Origin of the sequence: Veronia pacifica (assembly GCF_001707825.1) — a bacterium.
Classification (GTDB): Bacteria; Pseudomonadota; Gammaproteobacteria; order Enterobacterales; family Vibrionaceae; genus Veronia; species Veronia pacifica.
Genome location: NZ_LYBM01000042.1, coordinates 22,959 through 43,783 on the forward strand (window position 1 = coordinate 22,959; position 20,825 = coordinate 43,783).

The 20,825-nt window shown below is 49.4% G+C and carries 15 protein-coding genes; 5 read left to right on the top strand and 10 right to left on the bottom strand.

Annotation, left to right across the window (positions count from 1 at the left end):
- Positions 1-12 precede the first annotated feature (12 nt).
- Positions 13-153 carry a helix-turn-helix domain-containing protein gene (locus tag A8L45_RS25380; protein WP_245680769.1) on the bottom strand — a complete coding sequence of 47 codons (141 nt, stop codon included), beginning with the start codon at positions 151-153 and terminating at the stop codon, positions 13-15.
- Entirely contained in the window at positions 99-1,934 is a 1,836-nt protein-coding gene (locus tag A8L45_RS18425; RefSeq protein WP_245680767.1) for a sigma-54-dependent Fis family transcriptional regulator, read from the bottom strand. Before A8L45_RS18425 ends, A8L45_RS25380 begins: the two co-directional genes overlap by 55 nt.
- A gap of 400 nt (positions 1,935-2,334) precedes the next feature.
- Here A8L45_RS18425 and A8L45_RS18430 point away from each other — a divergent pair, with 400 nt between their 5' ends.
- From A8L45_RS18430 to A8L45_RS18450, 5 genes are all read left to right on the top strand, one after another.
- Positions 2,335-3,393 carry an ATP-NAD kinase family protein gene (locus A8L45_RS18430; RefSeq protein WP_245680768.1) on the top strand — a complete coding sequence of 353 codons (1,059 nt, stop codon included), beginning with the start codon at positions 2,335-2,337 and terminating at the stop codon, positions 3,391-3,393.
- A 17-nt stretch (positions 3,394-3,410) separates the two neighbouring features.
- Positions 3,411-4,394 (top strand): thiamine pyrophosphate-dependent dehydrogenase E1 component subunit alpha, encoded by a 984-nt coding sequence (locus A8L45_RS18435; protein WP_068904829.1) that lies wholly within the window; start codon positions 3,411-3,413, stop codon positions 4,392-4,394.
- Between the two features lie 25 nt (positions 4,395-4,419).
- The gene (locus A8L45_RS18440; protein ID WP_068904830.1) at positions 4,420-5,433 is read left to right on the top strand and encodes an alpha-ketoacid dehydrogenase subunit beta; all 1,014 of its coding nucleotides are present in this window, start codon (positions 4,420-4,422) and stop codon (positions 5,431-5,433) included.
- Positions 5,430-6,542 carry an acetoin dehydrogenase dihydrolipoyllysine-residue acetyltransferase subunit gene (locus tag A8L45_RS18445; RefSeq protein ID WP_068904831.1) on the top strand — a complete coding sequence of 371 codons (1,113 nt, stop codon included), beginning with the start codon at positions 5,430-5,432 and terminating at the stop codon, positions 6,540-6,542. Before A8L45_RS18440 ends, A8L45_RS18445 begins: the two co-directional genes overlap by 4 nt.
- 639 nt (positions 6,543-7,181) lie before the next feature.
- Positions 7,182-7,673: an Rsd/AlgQ family anti-sigma factor gene (locus A8L45_RS18450; protein WP_068904832.1), complete on the top strand. Its 492-nt coding sequence runs from the start codon at positions 7,182-7,184 to the stop codon at positions 7,671-7,673.
- 1,018 nt (positions 7,674-8,691) lie between these two features.
- Here the strand turns inward: A8L45_RS18450 and rpoC are convergent.
- From rpoC to secE, 8 genes are all read right to left on the bottom strand, one after another.
- A complete protein-coding gene (gene rpoC / locus A8L45_RS18455; RefSeq protein WP_068904833.1) occupies positions 8,692-12,906 on the bottom strand; it encodes a DNA-directed RNA polymerase subunit beta' in 4,215 nt (1,404 codons plus the stop codon).
- Positions 12,907-12,991: 85 nt separating this feature from the next.
- A complete protein-coding gene (gene rpoB, locus A8L45_RS18460) occupies positions 12,992-17,017 on the bottom strand; it encodes a DNA-directed RNA polymerase subunit beta (RefSeq protein WP_068904834.1) in 4,026 nt (1,341 codons plus the stop codon).
- Between the two features lie 228 nt (positions 17,018-17,245).
- A complete protein-coding gene (gene rplL / locus A8L45_RS18465; protein WP_068904835.1) occupies positions 17,246-17,614 on the bottom strand; it encodes a 50S ribosomal protein L7/L12 in 369 nt (122 codons plus the stop codon).
- 60 nt (positions 17,615-17,674) lie between these two features.
- Positions 17,675-18,169 (bottom strand): 50S ribosomal protein L10, encoded by a 495-nt coding sequence (gene rplJ / locus A8L45_RS18470; protein ID WP_068904836.1) that lies wholly within the window; start codon positions 18,167-18,169, stop codon positions 17,675-17,677.
- 238 nt (positions 18,170-18,407) lie between these two features.
- Positions 18,408-19,112, bottom strand: coding sequence for a 50S ribosomal protein L1 (gene rplA / locus A8L45_RS18475; protein ID WP_068904837.1), 705 nt, complete (start codon positions 19,110-19,112; stop codon positions 18,408-18,410).
- Positions 19,113-19,116: 4 nt separating this feature from the next.
- Positions 19,117-19,545: a 50S ribosomal protein L11 gene (gene rplK / locus A8L45_RS18480; protein ID WP_068904838.1), complete on the bottom strand. Its 429-nt coding sequence runs from the start codon at positions 19,543-19,545 to the stop codon at positions 19,117-19,119.
- Positions 19,546-19,669: 124 nt separating this feature from the next.
- Positions 19,670-20,215 carry a transcription termination/antitermination protein NusG gene (nusG, locus tag A8L45_RS18485; RefSeq protein WP_068904839.1) on the bottom strand — a complete coding sequence of 182 codons (546 nt, stop codon included), beginning with the start codon at positions 20,213-20,215 and terminating at the stop codon, positions 19,670-19,672.
- A gap of 11 nt (positions 20,216-20,226) precedes the next feature.
- Positions 20,227-20,601 (bottom strand): preprotein translocase subunit SecE, encoded by a 375-nt coding sequence (gene secE / locus A8L45_RS18490; protein ID WP_068904840.1) that lies wholly within the window; start codon positions 20,599-20,601, stop codon positions 20,227-20,229.
- Between the last annotated feature and the right edge of the window lie 224 nt (positions 20,602-20,825).

Below are 20,825 nucleotides of genomic sequence, written 5' to 3' on the forward strand. Positions count from 1 at the left end.
CTTTCATGCCGCTCACCATTCACCGGGCGGCATGGCCTGATAGCGGCGAGAGACTCCTGCCCTTTTTATCCTTCTGTGTATCGTCGTTCTATCCACGCCTAAATAGCGAGCTGTCTGAGAAATATTCCATTGGCACGCTTCCAGCGCCTCAATAAGATCTGATGCTTTTTTTTCCTGCAAGGGATAACTGTTTTTCTCTTTGTGAAATTGTTCGGGTAAGTGTTCTGCTCGACCACGGGTCCACGACCGTATGCTCTCGCAAATGCCATCGCATTGGCAAGCTCACGGATATTTCCGGGCCAGTGATAGCTGGTGAGATGACGGACAACACTATCATTAAGATGAAGATCGGCTTCATCGTTACTGTTATTGGCGTTGAGCAGTTTTTCAGCTAACCAAATAACATCGTTGCGCTGACGAAGTGGCGGTACATTGAGTATGCCCCCACCAATACGGTAGTAGAGGTCTTGACGAAACTTACCGACTGAGACGCGCTCAGATAAATCCTGATGTGTTGCCGCCACAATCCGCAACGAGACCGACACTGGCTGGGTTCCACCCACGGGTATTACTTCATTCTCCGCCAGAACCCGGAGTAGCCGGGCCTGAAGGGCAAGTGGCATGTCGCCTATCTCATCGAGGAACAAGGTACCGCCATCAGACTGTTCGATTAATCCTTTTTTCCCTTTGCTCCTGGCACCGGTAAATGCGCCGTCGACATAGCCAAACAACTCACTCTCAATCAAGGTTTCCGGAATGGCTGCGCAGTTGATTGCAACGAAGTGGCCTCGCCGCTGGCTAGTGAGATGAACCGCCTTTGCCAGATATTCTTTACCGGAACCCGTTTCCCCTGTGATCAACAGAGGGAGGTCTGATGTCGCCAGACGACTGGCTTTGGTTGCCATGGCTTCCATCACAGGATCTCTGTCGTAAAGTGCAGCGAGTGCGGCAGAAATAGCCGGGACACGTCTTCGGATCGTCACTTTCTGTGGTGCAACAGCATGTGCAAACCAAAGATCGCCGTTGATCGCACTGATCAACCTTTCTTCTGTCGGTAGCGCACGACTAAAAGTAGGCAAATCATTGATATCAATCTCAAAGAATTTGCTAAACAGTGCCCCGAGAATTCCCGTCCCCTGCTGCCACTTGATGCCTGCAATTGCTGCAAGCACCTGTTGCGCACTGTGTGTCATTCCCAGAATTTGGCCACTGTGATTCAGGGCAAGAGCACACTCGGGATCGACATCGACAAAAGCAGGTGAACGACTGAGACGGACAATCCACTGATGACGGAATGAATTCATCAGATTCGCCATTTCGACCCGTCGCGTGCAGTGCTGTAATAACTGTAGAGTCATTGCCTGACTGGCCTTAGGCTCGGGGCTATGAAGCGCGGAAATATCCAGAACGGCTGCCAGCGAACCATCGACATCAAAGATAGGTGCTGCCGTGCAGGTAAGCGGCGTATGTGTCGCATCAAAATGATCGCTCTGATGGACAGTCAGCGCCTCCCCAGTGTAGATACAAGACCCGACACCACAGGTACCTGCGCGAGCCTCTGACCATTCAGACCCAAGATATAATCCTGATTTCCTCAGCTCGTGATCAACAGCCGGGTCACCGAGAAAGTCGACGGTCACACCGTCGCTATCAGTCAACAACACCACATAATGATGACTGGCTACCTGACGATAAAGCTCTTCCAGCCCAAATCGGGCGGTACGGATCAGCTTGTCCAGTCGCTCCTGATGCTGCCGCAATTCCCCATGAGGCAGAATATAGGCTTGTTTCTGCTCAACCGGATCAAGGTGATATTCATCAATACATCGTCGCCAGGAATCAGTGATCACAGACTCTCTTTCATTCTTCTCTGCACCATCAACAACCTGCTGTACTTCCCTGATGTGGTTGGCAATCTCAACACTCGCAGACATCCTTCATTACTCCATTGTGAACTGATGACCACTCCGCGCTTGTTCAATGACGTTTTCCACCGACATGCTTCGCAGCGAGAAACGGTTAACACTTTGCATGACTCAACCTTTTAGACAGTTATCTAAAAGCGTGGTCAAGAGTTGGCCTACTGCCAACCTATAGCCGTCTCAAATTCTCACCAGTCTTATTAACAAGACGCCATGGTGAGATAAAAGACTTGGTAAAAGAAAAAACGCCACACCTGTTGCATTGCCACAGCCACACTGCCACACCCTACTCATTTTATTTCTTTTAAATCATTGAAAAATAAAGATTAAAAATCTTATGAAGGCTGGCATAAATATTGACTTATATATCGCGATAAACGTTCAAGGATGCATGCCAATACGAGGAGGTAATGTGGCTACACCACTTGTGGGAATTATTGCAAACCCAGTTTCTGCCCGCGATATTCGGCGGGTCATTGCCCGTGCAACAAATCTGCAAATTACTGACCGTGCCAATATTGTGCTGCGAATTCTGGCAGGCCTCGCAGAGGGTGGCGTTCCTCGCGTTGTGATGATGCCCGAGAGAGCGGGGATCGAGGTTTATATTCAGCGAGGTCTGGAGCAGGCCGCCCGATATCAGTCCACCCGGTTTCCTGCTGTGTCTTGGCTGAACATGCAGGTGACAGGAGAAGCTCAGGATACCTTTAACGCAATGAAACAGATGGCAGAAATGAATGTGGATCTGGTCGTTGTGCTCGGCGGTGACGGCACGCACAGGTTGGTCGTCAAAGCGTCCAGGGATATTCCAATTGTTGGCGTATCCACAGGTACCAACAATGCGTTTCCTCCCCGTCATGAAGCCACCATTACCGGACTGGCAGCAGGTCTTGCAGCCAGCAACCAGATTCCCGCCTCTTGTGCGCTTTCCGCCAATAAATTGCTGGAGGTCGCGATCAATGATCACAAAGACATTGCATTGGTCGACGCAGCTGTCGTGAAAGAGCAATACACAGGCGCTAAGGCAGTATGGCGCACTGAAAGTCTGCGGGAGTTATTTGTTACCTTCGGCCAGCCCGACAGTATCGGCATTTCTGCGATCGCTGGGTTGCTTAATCCCGTCAGCAGGGAAGAACCGGAAGGTAGACACATTATTTTGCACCAAGATCTGCACAGCAAAGACAAAGACGACAGCTTTATTACCGCACCGATCGCACCCGGGCTTTTTTCAACGCTCCCGGTGCAGCGCCACCAGCCATTACAGCCGTTCATCGTTACGCCAGTAACCTCCAGCCAGGGCTCACTGGCACTGGACGGCGAACGGGAGTGGCAATTTGGTCGCAACGACAAGGTGAATGTCACGCTGATCACCAATGCCTTTCACACAGTGAATGTGTCGGCCTGTATGCAGTTCGCGGTATCCAACGGCCTTTTTACAGCAAGACGTCATAGAGATAACGCCCCTACCCAGTAACACATAAGGAGATAACCATGAGTGATAATCCGTTTCCACTCTCCAGAGAAAAGCTGCTGGATGCTTACCGGACAATGAAAACCATCCGCGAGTTTGAAGAGCGGCTTCATGTCGATTTTTCCCGCGGCGACATACCGGGGTTTGTCCACCTTTACGCGGGTGAGGAAGCCACCGCCGTTGGCATCATGATGCATTTAAATGATACCGACCGCATCGCCTCAACCCACAGAGGGCACGGTCACTGCATTGCCAAAGGCGTTGATGTTCACGGCATGATGGCTGAGATATACGGCAAGTCCACAGGCTCATGCCACGGCAAAGGCGGCTCGATGCACATCGCTGACCTATCAAAAGGCATGATGGGCGCCAACGGTATTCTCGGCGCGGGTTCTCCGCTGATTTGCGGCGCGGCACTGGCAGCCAAGCAACTTAAAAATGGCGGCGTTGGCATCAGTTTTACCGGTGACGGTGCCTCTAATCAGGGTACCTTTCTGGAGAGCCTCAACTTAGCTGCAGTATGGGGATTACCTGCCATCTTTGTGGTTGAAAACAATGGGTATGCCGAATCCACAGCCGTCGAATGGGCCGTGGCCTGCGATTCCTATGTCGATCGCGCCACAGGCTTTGGCCTACCGGGTATCACTATCGACGGCACGGATTTCTTTGCGGTGTATGAAGCGGCCGGAGAGGTGATCAAACGAGCCCGTGATGGCGGCGGTCCGTCGTTGCTTGAGTGCAAAATGGTACGTTTCTTCGGTCACTTCGAAGGGGATGCGCAAACTTATCGTGCAGACGGTGAGGTGGAAAATATCCGCGAAAACCGCTGCTGTCTTAAATTGTTCCGCCATCAGGTTGAAAGTGCTGGCGTTATCAGTACCAACGAGTTTGATGTCATAGATACTGAGGTCGCTGCATTGATTGAAGATGCCGTGCAGTGTGCGATTGCTGCATCAGAGCCCGACCATGCAGATCTGCTTACCGATGTCTACGTCCGTTATTAACAGCTGCAGGGAGAGGAGAAATATCATGGCCAGAAAATTATCCGTGAAAGATGCAATTAACGAAGCAATCGATCAGGAAATGAGTCGCGATCCTACAGTATTTATGATGGGTGAGGACATTGTCGGCGGCACGGGCGCTCCCGGTGAGGACGATGCGTGGGGAGGTGTATTAGGTGTCACAAAGGGTTTATATGCTAAACACCCGAATCAGTTGATTGATACACCACTTTCAGAAAGTGCATATGTTGGCGCAGCGATCGGCGCTGCCACCTGTGGACTGCGGCCAATCGCTGAACTGATGTTCATTGACTTTATGGGGGTCTGTTTTGATCAAATATACAATCAGGCAGCCAAATTCCGTTATATGTTCGGCGGCAAGGCAGAAACACCGGTTGTTATCCGAACCATGTGCGGCGCTGGGTTCAGGGCTGCTGCACAACACAGCCAAATGCTGACGCCCCTGTTTACCCATATCCCCGGTCTCAAGGTTGTCTGCCCCTCAAATGCTTACGACACTAAAGGCTTATTGATCCAAGCGATCCGAGACAACGATCCGGTGATCTTCATGGAACATAAAAACCTCTACGGCAACGAGGCCGATGTGCCTGAAGAGTCCTATACCGTCCCGTTCGGGGAGGCCAGCATAGTCAGAGAAGGCGGTGATATCTCCATTGTTGGCTACGGTCAGATGATCCCGCGTGCGCTGGAGGCGGCAGAAAAACTAGCGAAAAACGGGATCCATTGCGACGTCATCGACCTCAGAACGCTGTCGCCCATTGATATGGATACTGTCATTGAGAGCGTCGAGAATACGGGTAGGCTATTGTGTGTCGATGAGGCCAATCCCCGTTGCTCCATTGCTGCGGACATTGCTGCACAGGTTGCCGAACAGGCATTTTCATTCCTGAAAGCACCAATAAAAATGGTCACCGCACCACATACACCTGTGCCTTTTTCTCCCAAACTTGAGGATGCCTACATTCCCTCAGTTGACTCTATCGTAACTGCTGCCGCTGAGCTGGCCAAGGAGCGTGCATGAGCAAAGATATTATTGCCGTTGTCATGCCTAAATGGGGACTGTCAATGCAAGAGGGAACATTGACAGAATGGCATGTCAGTGAGGGCGACGTGATAGACGTCGGACAGTCGATCATGGATGTTGAGACCGACAAAATTGCCAGTGAGGTAGAAGCGCCTGATGCCGGACTTATCCGCCGTATTATTGGTGAGGAGGGCGAGGTTTATCCGATACAGGCTCTGCTGGCGGTTCTGGCACCAGAAGAGGTCAGTGATAAGGATATCGATACCTTCATCGCCAACTATGAAACTCCAGCAATTGATAATGACGACGAGGAGACACAGGCGGCCACTTATCAGTTTGCAGAGACCTCTCAGGGGAAAATCCGATACAGCTATCGCCCGGCGGAGGGAGTGCCCATTGTTTTGGTACATGGTTTTGGTGGAGATATCGATAACTGGCTGTTCAATATCGATTCACTCAACGAGCTGGGTCCGGTACTGGCAATCGACTTACCCGGCCATGGTCAATCAGACAAACCCGGCAATGTGCTCACTTACCGAAGTCTGACTAACGCATTATCTGAACTGATGGATACGCTCAGTATTGATGCGGCCCATATGGTTGGTCACTCTATGGGCGGACTGGTGATCAGTCAGCTGGCATTGGATGTACCAAGTAAAGTGTTGTCGCTTAGCGTGATTGCGGGTGCTGGTCTGGGGCCTGAAATTAATACTGATTATATCGATGGTTTCATTCATGCAGAGAGCAGAAGAGATCTTAAGCCCGTATTACAGCAACTGTTCGCCGATTCAGTACTGGTCACACGAACGCTGGTTGATGATGTCCTGAAATATAAACGACTCGACAAAGTGGGTGAGGGCCTCAGCACACTGAGAGACCAACTGTTTGTCGACGGCAAACAGAAGCAACAACTGGCTGCGGCTATTTCGGAAAAAGGAATCAGAACACTGGTGATCTGGGGGGAGAAGGATGAAGTCATTCCAGCATCACATGCAACCATCCTCTCTCATGCGGAACACCACGTTCTAACAAATGTTGGTCATATGGTACAGATGGAAGCTGCGGCAGAGGTCAACACACTGCTGCAGGATTTTATAAGGGGATGAAAAGCGGTCTTCTCGTTGAGGTCGTTATCCAGTGGTGATGACGCTTCAACGAGAAACACAGATACACGTCACGCTATTCAGAAGTGCCAGACACTGTACATCGGCAGATAAAAAATGGCTGGGAGCGCGCGTCTCTCAGCTATTTTAATACAACTAAATGTATATCAAGCGCTATCGTGACTCATAGTTAAATCAGATGTGTATAATTTAAAATTATCTTGCTACTCAGCATCTTATCCACCAGCGTAAATTCCTATTATGACATCCTCAGGAATAGCGTATTCATCCTCTCAAGATTTCGAATTATTGCGCTATTGCTAACATAATCTGCTGATAGCTGGGCATTAAACTGGTCAATTTCAATTACTTCTGACCATAATAAACAAATAAAAGACAAGGAGAGCTGAAGGTCTTAGTCTTTGTATTTTGGCCGTGACCTTATTTTATGCAAAGGATGAACCTGATCAGCTGAAATTGAACATCAATTTCCTTACCTTGATAAACAGGTAGTTTACTGGCAATCTACTTTCCGGTAACAACGCCGATGAATTTGCAAACCTGAATACTACAATGTGTCTACTTTGCATCAACCCGTGCATGAAGTACTCGGGTTAGCCAATTCAATCATGGGGACGTGTCATGCTAAATAAGTTCGAACAATTACAGCAGCAGTGGGGAGGCTACAGCGATATCATCGACTATTGGCTGACGCTGCGACAAGAATTACTGGTTGAGTACTGTAAACTAGCAGGGTTGTCAGCGAAGAACAACACGGCTTTGCCTACTCAGGATGAACTCAATCGATTTTGTGAAAATCTGGTGGACTACATCTCAGCAGGACATTTCAAGATTTACGACATGGTGATGGAACGCTGGAAAGAAAATAGCTTCTCAAGCAACGAAGAGATTAACCAACTCTATCAGCACATTGTGGATACCACTGAACCCCTCCTCGACTTCAACGACAAGTACAGCAAGGTCAATATGGAAGAAGTTGAGGACGACATCGCTAAGTTCGATAGTCACATATCCAAAGTGGGCGAGCTGATGGAACTGAGATTTGAGGTTGAAGACGCTCTTATCGCTATCATTGCAGAGAGCTTGGCCGCTTCCCCAAAAACAAAAGCATGACCCCTATCCAGTGAACGCGTGCAGATGAAGATACCATCTTGCGCGCGTTACGTTTCTCATAGCGTGTAGCCGTTAACGCTACCTTCCAGCCCTTTAACTTTCTCAATTATTTGTTTTTACAACTTAAAGTATAAAGTCCGTAATAATGACTGTGTTCTGACGGATCTAACTCGCCTACTGTTTCTGAATTCACTTTCTTTATTGCTACAAACCACATTTCTCTGTTGATGTCTGTGGGGACTGCCGAGGAGCACTTATACCTGATGTTCATTTTGTGATGACATCATAGCCAAATGTCCGCCGCAACTAACCCTCTTTCCGGGCAATTTTCATATCAGAATATTAATTTTCCTGATACAACACCGACATCACTGCGCTCTCAAAATAGGCTTCACCAGCAGTAGCTCAATGCACAAGTAGCCAGGAAAGCAAAAAACGAGCCACCTTAACTATTTTTGGCACTTGGAATTAAATTATCTAATACCCGCTCTCTTTTATCTCAATGTATCTCCATAGTATCGATGTCATTGAGTCTAATGTTGGAGTAACAACAAACGAAGCGACGTTTTTGATAACTCGCTCTGGGCAATATCCTCACTGTCGTTCAATCAGCGAGATTTAAAGAAATGGTCAACATTGATGTCTGGGGAAGATTTAGGCTTATAACCCCACCAGCAGCGTCACAAGACGGCACAGTGAATGAATTTCAATGAAGGCTACAAAGCGGAAGAAGCCTGTTCTTTTGCAACTCATTGGGTATACCAAGTGTGCAGAGCAGTAAGGAGTATTTGGAGGTCATTGCAATCAGCTAACAGCTCTCATCGTTCACTAGCTCTCAATTTGTCAAAGTCAAAAGATGCATGAGCTTTGCAGACGAGGCTGATATTTAATCTCCCATTACCCCAGAAAAAATCATGTTCATATTGATTAAAAAGGTATTCAACCGGAAGTAAACCGAATTTCAGCCAATAAAAAAGGCACCCGGAGGTGCCTTTTCATTGCAATCTGATAAGACAAATTAATTGTCGTCGTTCAGACCTGCATTCAGCAGTGCTGCCAGATCCTGAGACGCTTGCTCAGCATCGATTTGAGGAACCACTGGTTCTTCAACGTCAACACGCTTGACCTGACGGTCTTTGTGGTAAGCAAAACCAGTACCCGCAGGGATCAGACGACCAACGATTACGTTCTCTTTCAGACCACGCAGCTCATCGCGCTTGCCAGAAACTGCCGCTTCAGTAAGAACACGGGTCGTTTCCTGGAACGATGCCGCCGAGATGAACGACTCGGTTGCCAGCGATGCTTTGGTGATACCCAGCAGATCGCGCTCGTAGCTTGCCGGCACTTTGCCTTCAGCTTCCAGCTTACGGTTCGCAATAGTCACGCGAGAGTACTCTACCTGCTCACCTTCAAGGAAATCAGAGTCACCTGAAGATTGGATAGTCACTTTACGCAGCATCTGACGAACGATAGTTTCGATGTGCTTGTCGTTAATCTTAACGCCCTGCAGACGGTAGACGTCTTGCACTTCGTTAGTGATGTACTCGGTTACCGCACGAACGCCACGGAGACGCAGGATATCGTGTGGTGCCTCTGGACCATCAGCGATAACATCACCCTTATCAACCTTCTCACCCTCGAAGACGTTAAGCTGACGCCACTTAGGAATCATCTCTTCGTATGGGCTACCTTCAGTTGGGGTAATGATCAGACGACGCTTACCTTTGGTTTCTTTACCGAAGGATACCGCACCCGTGATCTCAGCCAGAATTGCAGGCTCTTTCGGCTTACGAGCTTCGAACAGGTCAGCAACGCGTGGCAGACCACCCGTGATATCTTTCGTACCGCCAGATTCCTGAGGAATACGAGACAGCGTCTCACCGATACCAACCAGTGCGTTATCTTCCAGCTGTACAATCGCTTTACCCGGCAGGAAGTACTGCGCAGGCATCTCTGTACCCGGAATCATCACGTCGTTTCCAGCTGCATCAACCAGTTTCACGGTTGGACGCATATCTTTACCAGCACCAGTACGCTCAGCAGCATCCAGAACCACCATAGAAGACAGACCCGTCAGTTCATCGGTCTGGCGCTGTACAGTAACACCGTCAACCAGATCAACGAATTGTACGCGACCTTCTACCTCAGTGATGATTGGCATTGTGTGCGGGTCCCAGTTAGCGACTGTCTCACCAGTTGCTACTGCATCACCGTCAGCTTTCGCCAGAATCGTACCGTATGGCAGTTTGTAGCTTTCTTTCGTACGACCGAATTCGTCAACAATGGTCAGCTCAGATGCACGTGAAGTGATAACCAGCTTGCCTTCATTGTTAGTAACGAATTTCGCGTTGTGCAGGTGCAGAGAACCGTTGTTCTTCACCTGAATGCTGTTTTCTGCTGCTGCACGCGATGCCGCACCACCGATGTGGAACGTACGCATGGTCAGCTGTGTACCCGGCTCACCGATTGACTGTGCCGCGATAACACCGACAGCTTCACCATGGTTAACCATGTGACCACGAGCAAGGTCTCGGCCGTAACAGTATGCACAACAACCGAAGTCAGTCTCACAGGTTACGACAGAACGAACCTTAACTTGGTCAACTGAGTATTGCTCCAGAATGTCACACCACTTCTCATCGAGCAGCGTGTTGCGAGGAGCCAGAATCTCTTCTGTACCAGGCTTAAGAACATCGTCAGCAACAACACGACCAAGAACACGCTCACGCAGTGCTTCTTTAACGTCACCGCCTTCGATAACCGCCATCATGTTGATACCTTCTTCGGTACCACAATCCGTTTCAGTTACAACGACGTCTTGAGCAACGTCTACCAGACGACGAGTCAGGTAACCGGAGTTCGCTGTCTTCAGTGCGGTATCCGCCAGACCTTTACGTGCACCGTGCGTCGAGATGAAGTACTGGAGTACGTTCAGACCTTCACGGAAGTTCGCTGTGATTGGCGTTTCGATGATTGAGCCATCTGGCTTAGCCATCAGACCACGCATACCCGCCAGCTGACGAATCTGAGCGGCAGAACCACGAGCACCTGAGTCGGCCATCATGTAAACGCTGTTAAACGATTTCTGCTCTTCAGGCTCACCGTCACGGTTAATCACGGTTTCGTTAGACAGGTTATCCATCATCGCTTTAGCAACTTGTTCGTTGGCTGCAGCCCAGATATCGATAACTTTGTTGTAACGTTCGCCAGCAGTAACCAGACCAGACTGGAACTGTTCCTGAATCTCAGCAACTTCTGCTTCTGCTGCTTCGATCAGGTCGTATTTCGCCTGTGGTACAACCATATCGTCGATACCAACAGATACACCAGACAGTGCTGCGTATGCGAAACCTGTGTACATGATTTGGTCAGCGAAGATAACGGTATCTTTCAGACCCATGGTACGGTAACAGGTGTTCAGCAGGTTAGAGATTTGCTTCTTACCCAGCGCCTGGTTAACGATGCTGTACGGCAGGCCTTCAGGCACGATTGCCCAAAGCATGGCACGGCCAACAGTCGTATCAACAAGACCAACCTTCTCAGTGCGGTTGCCCATTTCGTCGACCAGTACTTCTCTGATGCGCACTTTTACGCGAGCATGCAGTTCAGCACTGCCAGTGCGATACGCTTTTTCAGCTTCCGCTGGACCAGCCAGATACAGGCCTTCGCCTTTGGCATTTACTTTTTCACGGGTCATGTAGTACAGACCCAGTACAACGTCCTGAGAAGGTACGATGATTGGATCACCGGACGCAGGAGACAGGATGTTGTTGGTAGACATCATCAGCGCACGTGCTTCAAGCTGTGCTTCCAGTGTCAACGGTACGTGTACCGCCATCTGGTCACCATCGAAGTCGGCGTTATATGCCGCACAAACGAGTGGGTGAAGCTGAATAGCCTTACCTTCAATCAAAACAGGTTCAAACGCCTGAATACCCAGACGGTGAAGTGTTGGTGCACGGTTCAGCAATACTGGGTGTTCACGGATAACTTCATCAAGAATATCCCAGACAACCGCTTCTTCGCGCTCAACCATTTTCTTAGCGGCTTTGATAGTCGTCGCAAGACCACGGGTCTCAAGCTTGCCGTAGATAAATGGTTTGAACAGCTCAAGTGCCATCTTCTTAGGAAGACCACACTGGTGCAGACGCAGGTATGGACCTACGGTGATTACCGAACGGCCAGAGTAGTCTACACGCTTACCAAGCAGGTTCTGACGGAAACGACCTTGCTTACCTTTGATCATGTCAGCCAGAGACTTCAGAGGACGCTTGTTCGAACCAGTGATGGCACGACCACGACGACCATTGTCCAGCAGGGCATCCACAGACTCTTGCAGCATACGCTTTTCGTTACGTACGATGATGTCAGGGGCAGCCAGATCCAGCAGGCGCTTCAGACGGTTGTTACGGTTGATCACGCGGCGATACAGATCATTCAGATCAGAAGTCGCGAAGCGGCCACCGTCCAGTGGTACCAGCGGACGTAGATCCGGTGGAAGTACTGGTAGAACAGTCAGGATCATCCACTCAGGGTTGTTTCCAGACTGCAGGAATGCTTCAACAAGCTTAAGGCGCTTGGTGATTTTCTTGCGCTTGGTTTCAGAGTTGGTTTCTTCCAGCTCTTCGCGCATCAGTTCAGTTTCAGACTGCAGGTCCATGTTGGACAGCAGTGCTTTTACTGCTTCGGCACCCATACGGGCATCGAATTCATCACCCCATTGCTCCAGCGCATCGAGATACTGCTCTTCAGTCAGCATCTGACCACGCTCAAGATCGGTCATGCCTGGTTCGATAACCACATAGGATTCGAAGTACAGAACACGCTCGATGTCACGCAGAGGCATATCCATCAGCAAACCGATACGGGACGGCAGTGATTTCAGGAACCAGATGTGGGCAACAGGTGAAGCCAGCTCAATGTGACCCATACGCTCACGACGTACTTTGGTCTGAGTAACTTCTACGCCACATTTTTCACAGATCACGCCACGGTGCTTCAGGCGCTTGTATTTACCGCAAAGACATTCGTAGTCTTTTACCGGGCCAAAGATACGTGCACAGAAAAGGCCGTCACGCTCAGGCTTAAAGGTACGGTAGTTAATGGTTTCTGGCTTTTTCACTTCACCAAATGACCATGAGCGGATCATATCTGGTGAAGCAAGACCGATTTTGATTGCATCAAATTCTTCGGTCTTGTGTTGTGCTTTCAGAAACTTAAGTAAGTCTTTCACATTCGGCTCCTGTGAGGAGTTGACCCATAAAGGCGCTGACAGGCAGCGCCTTCATATTCATACCGGAAAAACGCTAAGCCTTGGCTTATTCGTCTTCCAGCTCGATGTTGATACCCAACGAGCGGATCTCTTTCAACAGTACGTTGAACGATTCCGGCATACCTGGTTCCATACGGTGATCGCCATCGACGATGTTCTTATACATCTTCGTACGGCCGTTCACATCATCCGACTTCACTGTCAGCATTTCCTGAAGGGTGTATGCTGCGCCGTATGCTTCAAGCGCCCACACTTCCATCTCACCGAAACGCTGGCCACCGAACTGAGCCTTACCACCCAGCGGCTGCTGAGTAACCAGGCTGTAAGAACCGGTAGAACGGGCGTGCATCTTGTCATCAACCAAGTGGTTCAGTTTCAGCATGTACATGTAACCAACAGTTACAGGACGCTCAAACTTCTCACCTGTGCGGCCATCAAACAGGTCAAGCTGACCTGATTCTGGCAGGTCACCCAGTTTCAGCAGCTCTTTGATTGCTGGCTCTGGGGCACCATCGAACACTGGGGTTGCGATAGGCAGACCGCCACGCAGGTTCTTGATCAGAGTATGCACTTCGTCATCAGACAAGGTGCTGATGTCCACGTGCTGACGGGTGTCACCCAGGTCATAAACCTTCTGCAGGAACTCACGGAACTTAGCCAGTTCTTGTTGTTCCTTGACCATCTGGTTTATCTTGTCACCAATACCTTTCGCCGCAAGGCCAAGGTGAGTTTCAAGGATCTGACCGATGTTCATACGAGACGGTACACCCAGTGGGTTCAGTACGATATCAACAGGCTGACCTTTCTCATCGTAAGGCATGTCTTCAACAGGGTTGATCTTAGAGATAACACCCTTGTTACCGTGACGACCTGCCATCTTATCACCCGGTTGGATGCGACGCTTAACAGCAAGGTAGACCTTAACAATCTTAAGGACGCCCGGCTGAAGATCATCACCCTGAGTGATCTTACGACGCTTGGTGTCGAACTTCTTATCGAAGTCGGCTTTCAGCTCATCGTACTGTTCAGCCAGTTGTTCCAGCTGAGTTTGTTGTGCTTCATCGTCAAGGGTCTGTGACAGCATGGTCTGACGATCCATGTTCATCAGCTTGTCTTCACTATAACCTGCTTGACCAAGCAGAGTGCGAACACGTGCAACCAGCCCACCTTCCAGAATCGCGAACTCTTCTGTCAGGTCTTTCTTGGCTTCTTTCAGCTGCATCTCTTCGATTTCGAGTGCACGCTTGTCTTTCTCTACGCCGTCACGGGTGAATACCTGTACGTCAATAACCGTACCGGATACACCGTTTGGTACACGGGTAGATGAGTCTTTCACGTCAGACGCTTTCTCACCGAAGATCGCACGCAGCAGTTTCTCTTCTGGGGTCAGCTGGGTTTCACCTTTAGGCGTCACCTTACCAACCAGAATGTCGCCACCCTTGACTTCCGCACCGATGTAAACAACACCGGACTCGTCCAGTTTGGACAGTGCAGATTCGCCAACGTTAGGAATATCTGCAGTGATCTCCTCGCTACCCAGTTTGGTATCGCGAGCAGTACAGGTAATTTCCTGAATGTGAATAGTCGTCAGACGGTCTTCCTGAACAACACGCTCAGAAACGAGGATGGAATCCTCAAAGTTGTAACCGTTCCAAGGCATGAACGCGATACGCATGTTCTGGCCAAGTGCCAGCTCACCAAGGTCTGTAGAAGGACCATCAGCCAGAACGTCACCACGTGCAACAGGCTCGCCTGGCAGTACGGTTGGACGCTGGTTGATACAGGTGTTCTGGTTAGAACGGGTATATTTGGTCAGGTTGTAGATGTCGATACCCGCTTCACCCGGGACCAGTTCATCTTCATTAACCTTAACAACGATACGTGACGCATCAACAGACTGGATAACACCGCCGCGCTTAGCAACTGCAGTTACACCAGAGTCGACCGCTACCGCACGCTCAATACCGGTACCTACCAGCGGCTTGTCAGCACGCAGAGTCGGTACAGCCTGACGTTGCATGTTCGCACCCATCAGTGCACGGTTCGCATCGTCGTGCTCAAGGAACGGGATCAGAGACGCTGCAACGGATACAACCTGGTTGGTTGCAACGTCCATGTACTGAACGTGTTCACGCGAGTGCAGTCCTGATTCACCTTTCTGACGAGCAGTGATCAGTTCTTCTGCCAGCGTACCATCTTCGTGCAGCACAGCATTTGCCTGTGCGATAACGAACTGGCCTTCTTCGATGGCAGACAGATAATCGATATCGTCGGTCACTTTACCGTCAACAACACGGCGATATGGTGTCTCAAGGAAACCATACGGGTTCGTGCGCGCGAACGCAGACAGTGAGTTGATCAGACCGATGTTTGGACCTTCAGGGGTTTCGATTGGACACAGACGACCGTAGTGCGTGGTGTGTACGTCTCGAACCTCAAAGCCTGCACGCTCACGCGTCAGACCGCCTGGACCCAGAGCAGAGATACGACGTTTGTGCGTCACTTCTGACAACGGGTTGTTCTGGTCCATAAACTGTGACAGCTGAGAAGAGCCGAAGAACTCTTTCACTGCCGCAGAGATAGGTTTGGCGTTGATCAGGTCCTGAGGCATGATTGCATCAAGATCGCCAAGGCTCAGGCGCTCTTTTACTGCACGCTCAACACGTACCAGACCAACACGGAATTGGTTTTCCGCCATCTCGCCCACAGAACGGATACGACGGTTGCCCAAGTGATCGATGTCGTCCACTTCACCGATACCGTTTCGGATATCGATCAGCTTACGCATCACATCAATGATGTCTTCGTGACTCAGTACACCTTCGCCGGTCACTTCTTCGCGGACCAGTGAACTGTTGAACTTCATACGACCAACCGCAGAGAGATCATAGCGATCTTCTGAGAAGAACAAGCTTTCAAACAGCTGTTCAGCGGCTTCACGTGTTGGTGGCTCACCCGGACGCATCATACGGTAGATTTCTACCAGTGCAGACAGGCGGTCAGTCGTGCTGTCGATACGCAGGGTATCTGACATGTACGGTCCGTGATCAAGATCGTTGGTAAACAGCGTCTCAATCTTTTTGTGACCCGTTTGTGACAGCATTGCCAGCATCTCCAGGCTCAATTCCTGGTTCGCTGTTGCAATAACTTCACCGGTTTCCTCGTTGATGTAGTCACGTGCAGCTACTTTGCCCACGATATACTCAACAGGAACTTCGATTTGCTGAACTTCGTCTTTAGTCAGCTGACGGATATGGCGCGCAGTAATACGGCGGCCTTTCTCGACGTAAGTTTTACCATTGGCCTCAATATCGAAGCTGGCAGTCTCACCGCGCAGACGATCTGGAACCAGATCCATCACCAGCGCCTTGCCTTTCACTTCGAAGTTAATTTTATCGAAGAACAGGTCAAGAATTTGCTCAGTAGTGTATTCCAGAGCACGCAGAATGATTGATGCAGGTAGCTTACGACGGCGGTCGATACGCACGTATACCAAGTCTTTAGGATCGAATTCGAAATCCAACCAAGAACCACGGTATGGAATGATACGCGCGTTATACAGCACTTTCCCTGAGGAATGGGTTTTACCCTTATCGCTGTCGAAGAAGACGCCCGGGCTACGATGCAGCTGGGATACGATAACCCTCTCGGTACCATTGATGACAAAGGTACCATTGTCAGTCATGAGTGGAATTTCACCCATGTAGACTTCTTGCTCTTTGATGTCTTTTACGGTGCCGGCCGGTGCGTCTTTATCAAACATCACCAGACGTAACTTAACGCGCAATGGTGCTGAATACGTTAAGCCGCGAATCTGGCATTCTTTGACATCGAAAACTGGCTCACCGAGACGATAGCTAACGTATTGCAGCTCGGAATTGCCGTTATAACTCTGAATTGGAAATACAGAGCGGAAGGCAGCTTCAAGACCGTATTGCCCTTCTGGATCCTGCTCGATAAACTTCTGAAAGGAATCAAGCTGGATCGACAGCAAGTATGGCACGTCCAAAACTTGCGGACGCTTGCCAAAATCCTTACGGATACGCTTTTTCTCGGTATAAGAGTAAACCATAGGGTTCCTCAGCTCGCTGATAAGTGACCCGAACTGTCCAGACTGATGGACAGTAACTAAACAACCACCGTTTACTGTAGGTACACTGACGGAAATTGCCAGTGTTATTGCATGGTTAGTAGTGACTAAACGGGGTGCAAAATTCACTACTACCCTACAGCGCAAAAAGGCCGGTGGCTATTTAGCCACCAGCCCTTAGCCTTTTCAGGCTAGGAAATTAAGTATAAATTACTTAACTTCAACAGAAGCACCAGCTTCTTCCAGTTGCGCTTTCAGAGCGTCTGCTTCTTCTTTAGAAACAGCTTCTTTCAGCGGAGCTGGAGCACCGTCAACAACGGCTTTAGCTTCTTTCAGGCCCAGACCAGTTGCGCCGCGAACTGCTTTGATAACAGCAACTTTGTTACCGCCAACAGCAGTCAGAACTACGTCAAATTCAGTTTGCTCTTCAGCAGCTTCACCAGCTGCTGCGCCGCCCGCTACTACTGCTGCTGCAGCAGAAACGCCGAATTTTTCTTCCATAGCTTCGATCAGCTCAACAACTTGCATTACAGACATTTCTGCAACTGCGTCTAGGATTTGCTCGTTAGTGATAGACATAACAATTCTCTTTAAAGTCAACAATTAGTTTAAATAGCAACCAGTTAAAAGCAAGGCAAATTATGCCGCTGCTTCTTCTTTTTGGTCGCGAAGTGCCGCAAAAGTACGTACCAGCTTGCCAGCAGAAGCTTCTTTCATGCACATCATCAGGCGTGCGATAGCTTCGTCGTAAGTTGGCAGGGTCGCAAGTAATTCAGCGTCGGTCAGGTTACCTTCGAATGCAGCAGCTTTGATCTCGAAATCTTTATTCTCTTTAGCGAAGTCTTTGAACAGACGCGCTGCAGCACCTGGGTGCTCGTTAGAGAATGCGATCAGAGAAGGACCAACAAAAGTGTCTTGCAGACACGAGTAGTCAGTGCCTTCAACTGCACGACGAGCAAGGGTGTTACGAACAACTTTCATGTAAACGCCCGCTTCACGCGCTTGTTTACGAAGAGAAGTCATTGCATCAACCGCTACGCCGCGAGAATCAGCTACAACTGCAGACAGGGCAACACCGGCAGCTTCGTTGACTTCAGCAACAATTGCTTTTTTGTCTTGAAGATTTAATGCCATTTGGATTTGCTCCTGGATTATATTTACACCACTCGCTGCTTCACAGCAGGAGAGCTATTACGGCGCAGATCCAAGAAAGAAAAATATCTATCATGTTCTGGCACCGTCTACGCAGGTCTTTATTAAGTTATTTCCCGAAAGAAATAACGCCTACGGTCTTGGACGAAACCCGGAAAACCGGATTCAGCCATGAATTTTTGAAGCGGCAGATTATACGCTAATCAGCCGCCTCAGGCAATCAGTTTGCGCTGGTTTCCAGAGTATTCTGGTCAACAGACACACCTGCACCCATAGTGGTAGACAGGCTGATTTTTTTCAGGAAAGTACCTTTAGCAGAAGCAGGCTTCGCTTTTTTCAGCGCTACCAGCAGAGCTTCCAGGTTTTCTTTCAGCTTGTCAGCGTCAAAGTCCACTTTACCGATGGTAGTGTGGATGATGCCGTTCTTGTCGTTACGGTAACGAACCTGACCTGCTTTCGCGTTCTTAACCGCGTCAGCAACGTTAGGAGTTACAGTACCCACTTTAGGGTTTGGCATCAGACCGCGAGGACCCAGGATAGTACCCAGCTGACCTACAACGCGCATTGCATCTGGAGATGCGATAACTACGTCGAAGTTCATTTCGCCTTTTTTAACCTGCTCAGCCAGATCTTCCATACCAACGATGTCAGCACCAGCTTCTTTAGCAGCGTCAGCGTTCGCGCCTTGAGTGAATACCGCTACGCGGATGTCACGGCCAGTACCGTGTGGCAGTACAGTTGCGCCACGAACGTTTTGGTCTGATTTACGTGCATCAATGCCCAGGTTAACTGCAACATCAACACTTTCAACGAATTTAGCAGTAGCCAGTTCTTTCAGAAGAGCAACAGCTTCGTTGATGTCATACTCACGAGTTACATCAACTTTGTCACGGATAACGCGCATGCGCTTAGTCAGTTTTGCCATTGTCTTAACCCTCTACTACCAGGCCCATTGAACGAGCAGTACCCGCAATTGAGCGTTTCATCGCTTCAATGTCAGCACCAGTCATGTCTTTCGCTTTAGTTTCAGCGATTTCCTGAATCTGAGCGTCGGTAACAGTACCTACTTTCTCAGTGTTAGGACGGCCTGAACCAGACTTGATACCAGCTGCTTTCTTCAGAAGAACTGCCGCAGGTGGAGTCTTAGTTTCAAAAGTGAAAGAACGGTCGTTATATACAGTGATAACAACAGGAGTCGGAAGCCCCTTCTCGATAGACTCTGTACGTGCGTTGAACGCTTTACAGAATTCCATGATGTTAACGCCGTGTTGACCCAGTGCTGGACCAACTGGTGGACTTGGGTTAGCCATACCAGCTGCAACTTGCAGCTTGATGTAAGCTTCTACTTTCTTAGCCATTACTAAATACCTAAATTTGGGTTCAATCGTCTATTTTTTGCAAATAGACTCCCCGTTTAACAAAAGGGCGCGAAATTGTATTCAAATTCCGCGCCCTAAGCAATACCTTTCGAACAAAAAACGATCAGGTTTTTTCTACCTGGCCAAACTCCAGTTCTACTGGGGTGGCACGTCCGAAGATAGAGACAGAAACCTTCAAGCGGCTCTTCTCATAATCCACTTCTTCAACGACGCCGTTGAAGTCTGCAAATGGTCCTTCAGTCACGCGGACCACTTCACCGGCTTCATAAACAGTCTTATGCACTGGAGATGCACTTGCCTGCTCAAGGCGGTTCAGGATTGCATCGGCTTCCTTGTCAGAGATAGGTGCTGGACGGTCTGATGTGCCACCGATAAAGCCCATTACACGCGGTATGCTACGTACCAAGTGCCATGAGTCTTCATTCATGATCATCTGAACCAGAACGTAACCAGGGAAAAACTTACGCTCACTCTTGCGGCGTTGGCCCTGGCGCATTTCCACCACTTCTTCAGTCGGTACCAGTACCTCACCAAAGAAATCTTCCATCTCATGCATCTTGATATGTTCCTGCAGCGACTTTGCCACACGACCTTCAAATCCAGAGAAGGCCTGAACAACATACCAACGTTTCTTAGGAGCTTCGCTCATTTACTCTTTCCTCACACGCCGGTGATTAGGTTGACCAGACGGACCATGATACCGTCGATGCCCCACAGGATGAGCGCCATGACGACAGTGACAGCCAGAACGATGAAAGTGGTCTGCAAAGTTTCCTGCCGGGTGGGCCATACCACTTTACGCACTTCCATACGCGATTCACGTGCAAATTCGATCGCAGCTTTACCTTTCGCTGTCAATGCTGCAACACCGCCAGCAGCGGCTACCAACAAGACAACGGCTGCTGCTCTTATTACAACGGACACATCACTGTACAGGCTATTTCCCACTACCGCTGCCGCCAGCAAGGCAACAACAACAACCCATTTCAGGTTGTCCATTGACCCAGTTGGGGTTTCAGCGTTGTTCGCTTTCATACATTCTACCTGTAACTAGTCTACTTCATAGACGACAACAACCTCGCGAGAGCGAGGTGATCTAACCAGAAAAATAGAGATTTAAATCCGAAAAACCTACTATTCTCTTGTCCCGAACAATTTTGGCTCGGTCAAACGAGTAAAAACAATCATTACCCTGACCTTCAGCGCACAAAAAGGGCATCAAATGATGCCCTTTTTGCTAGTGTGTCGTCAAATCTTAT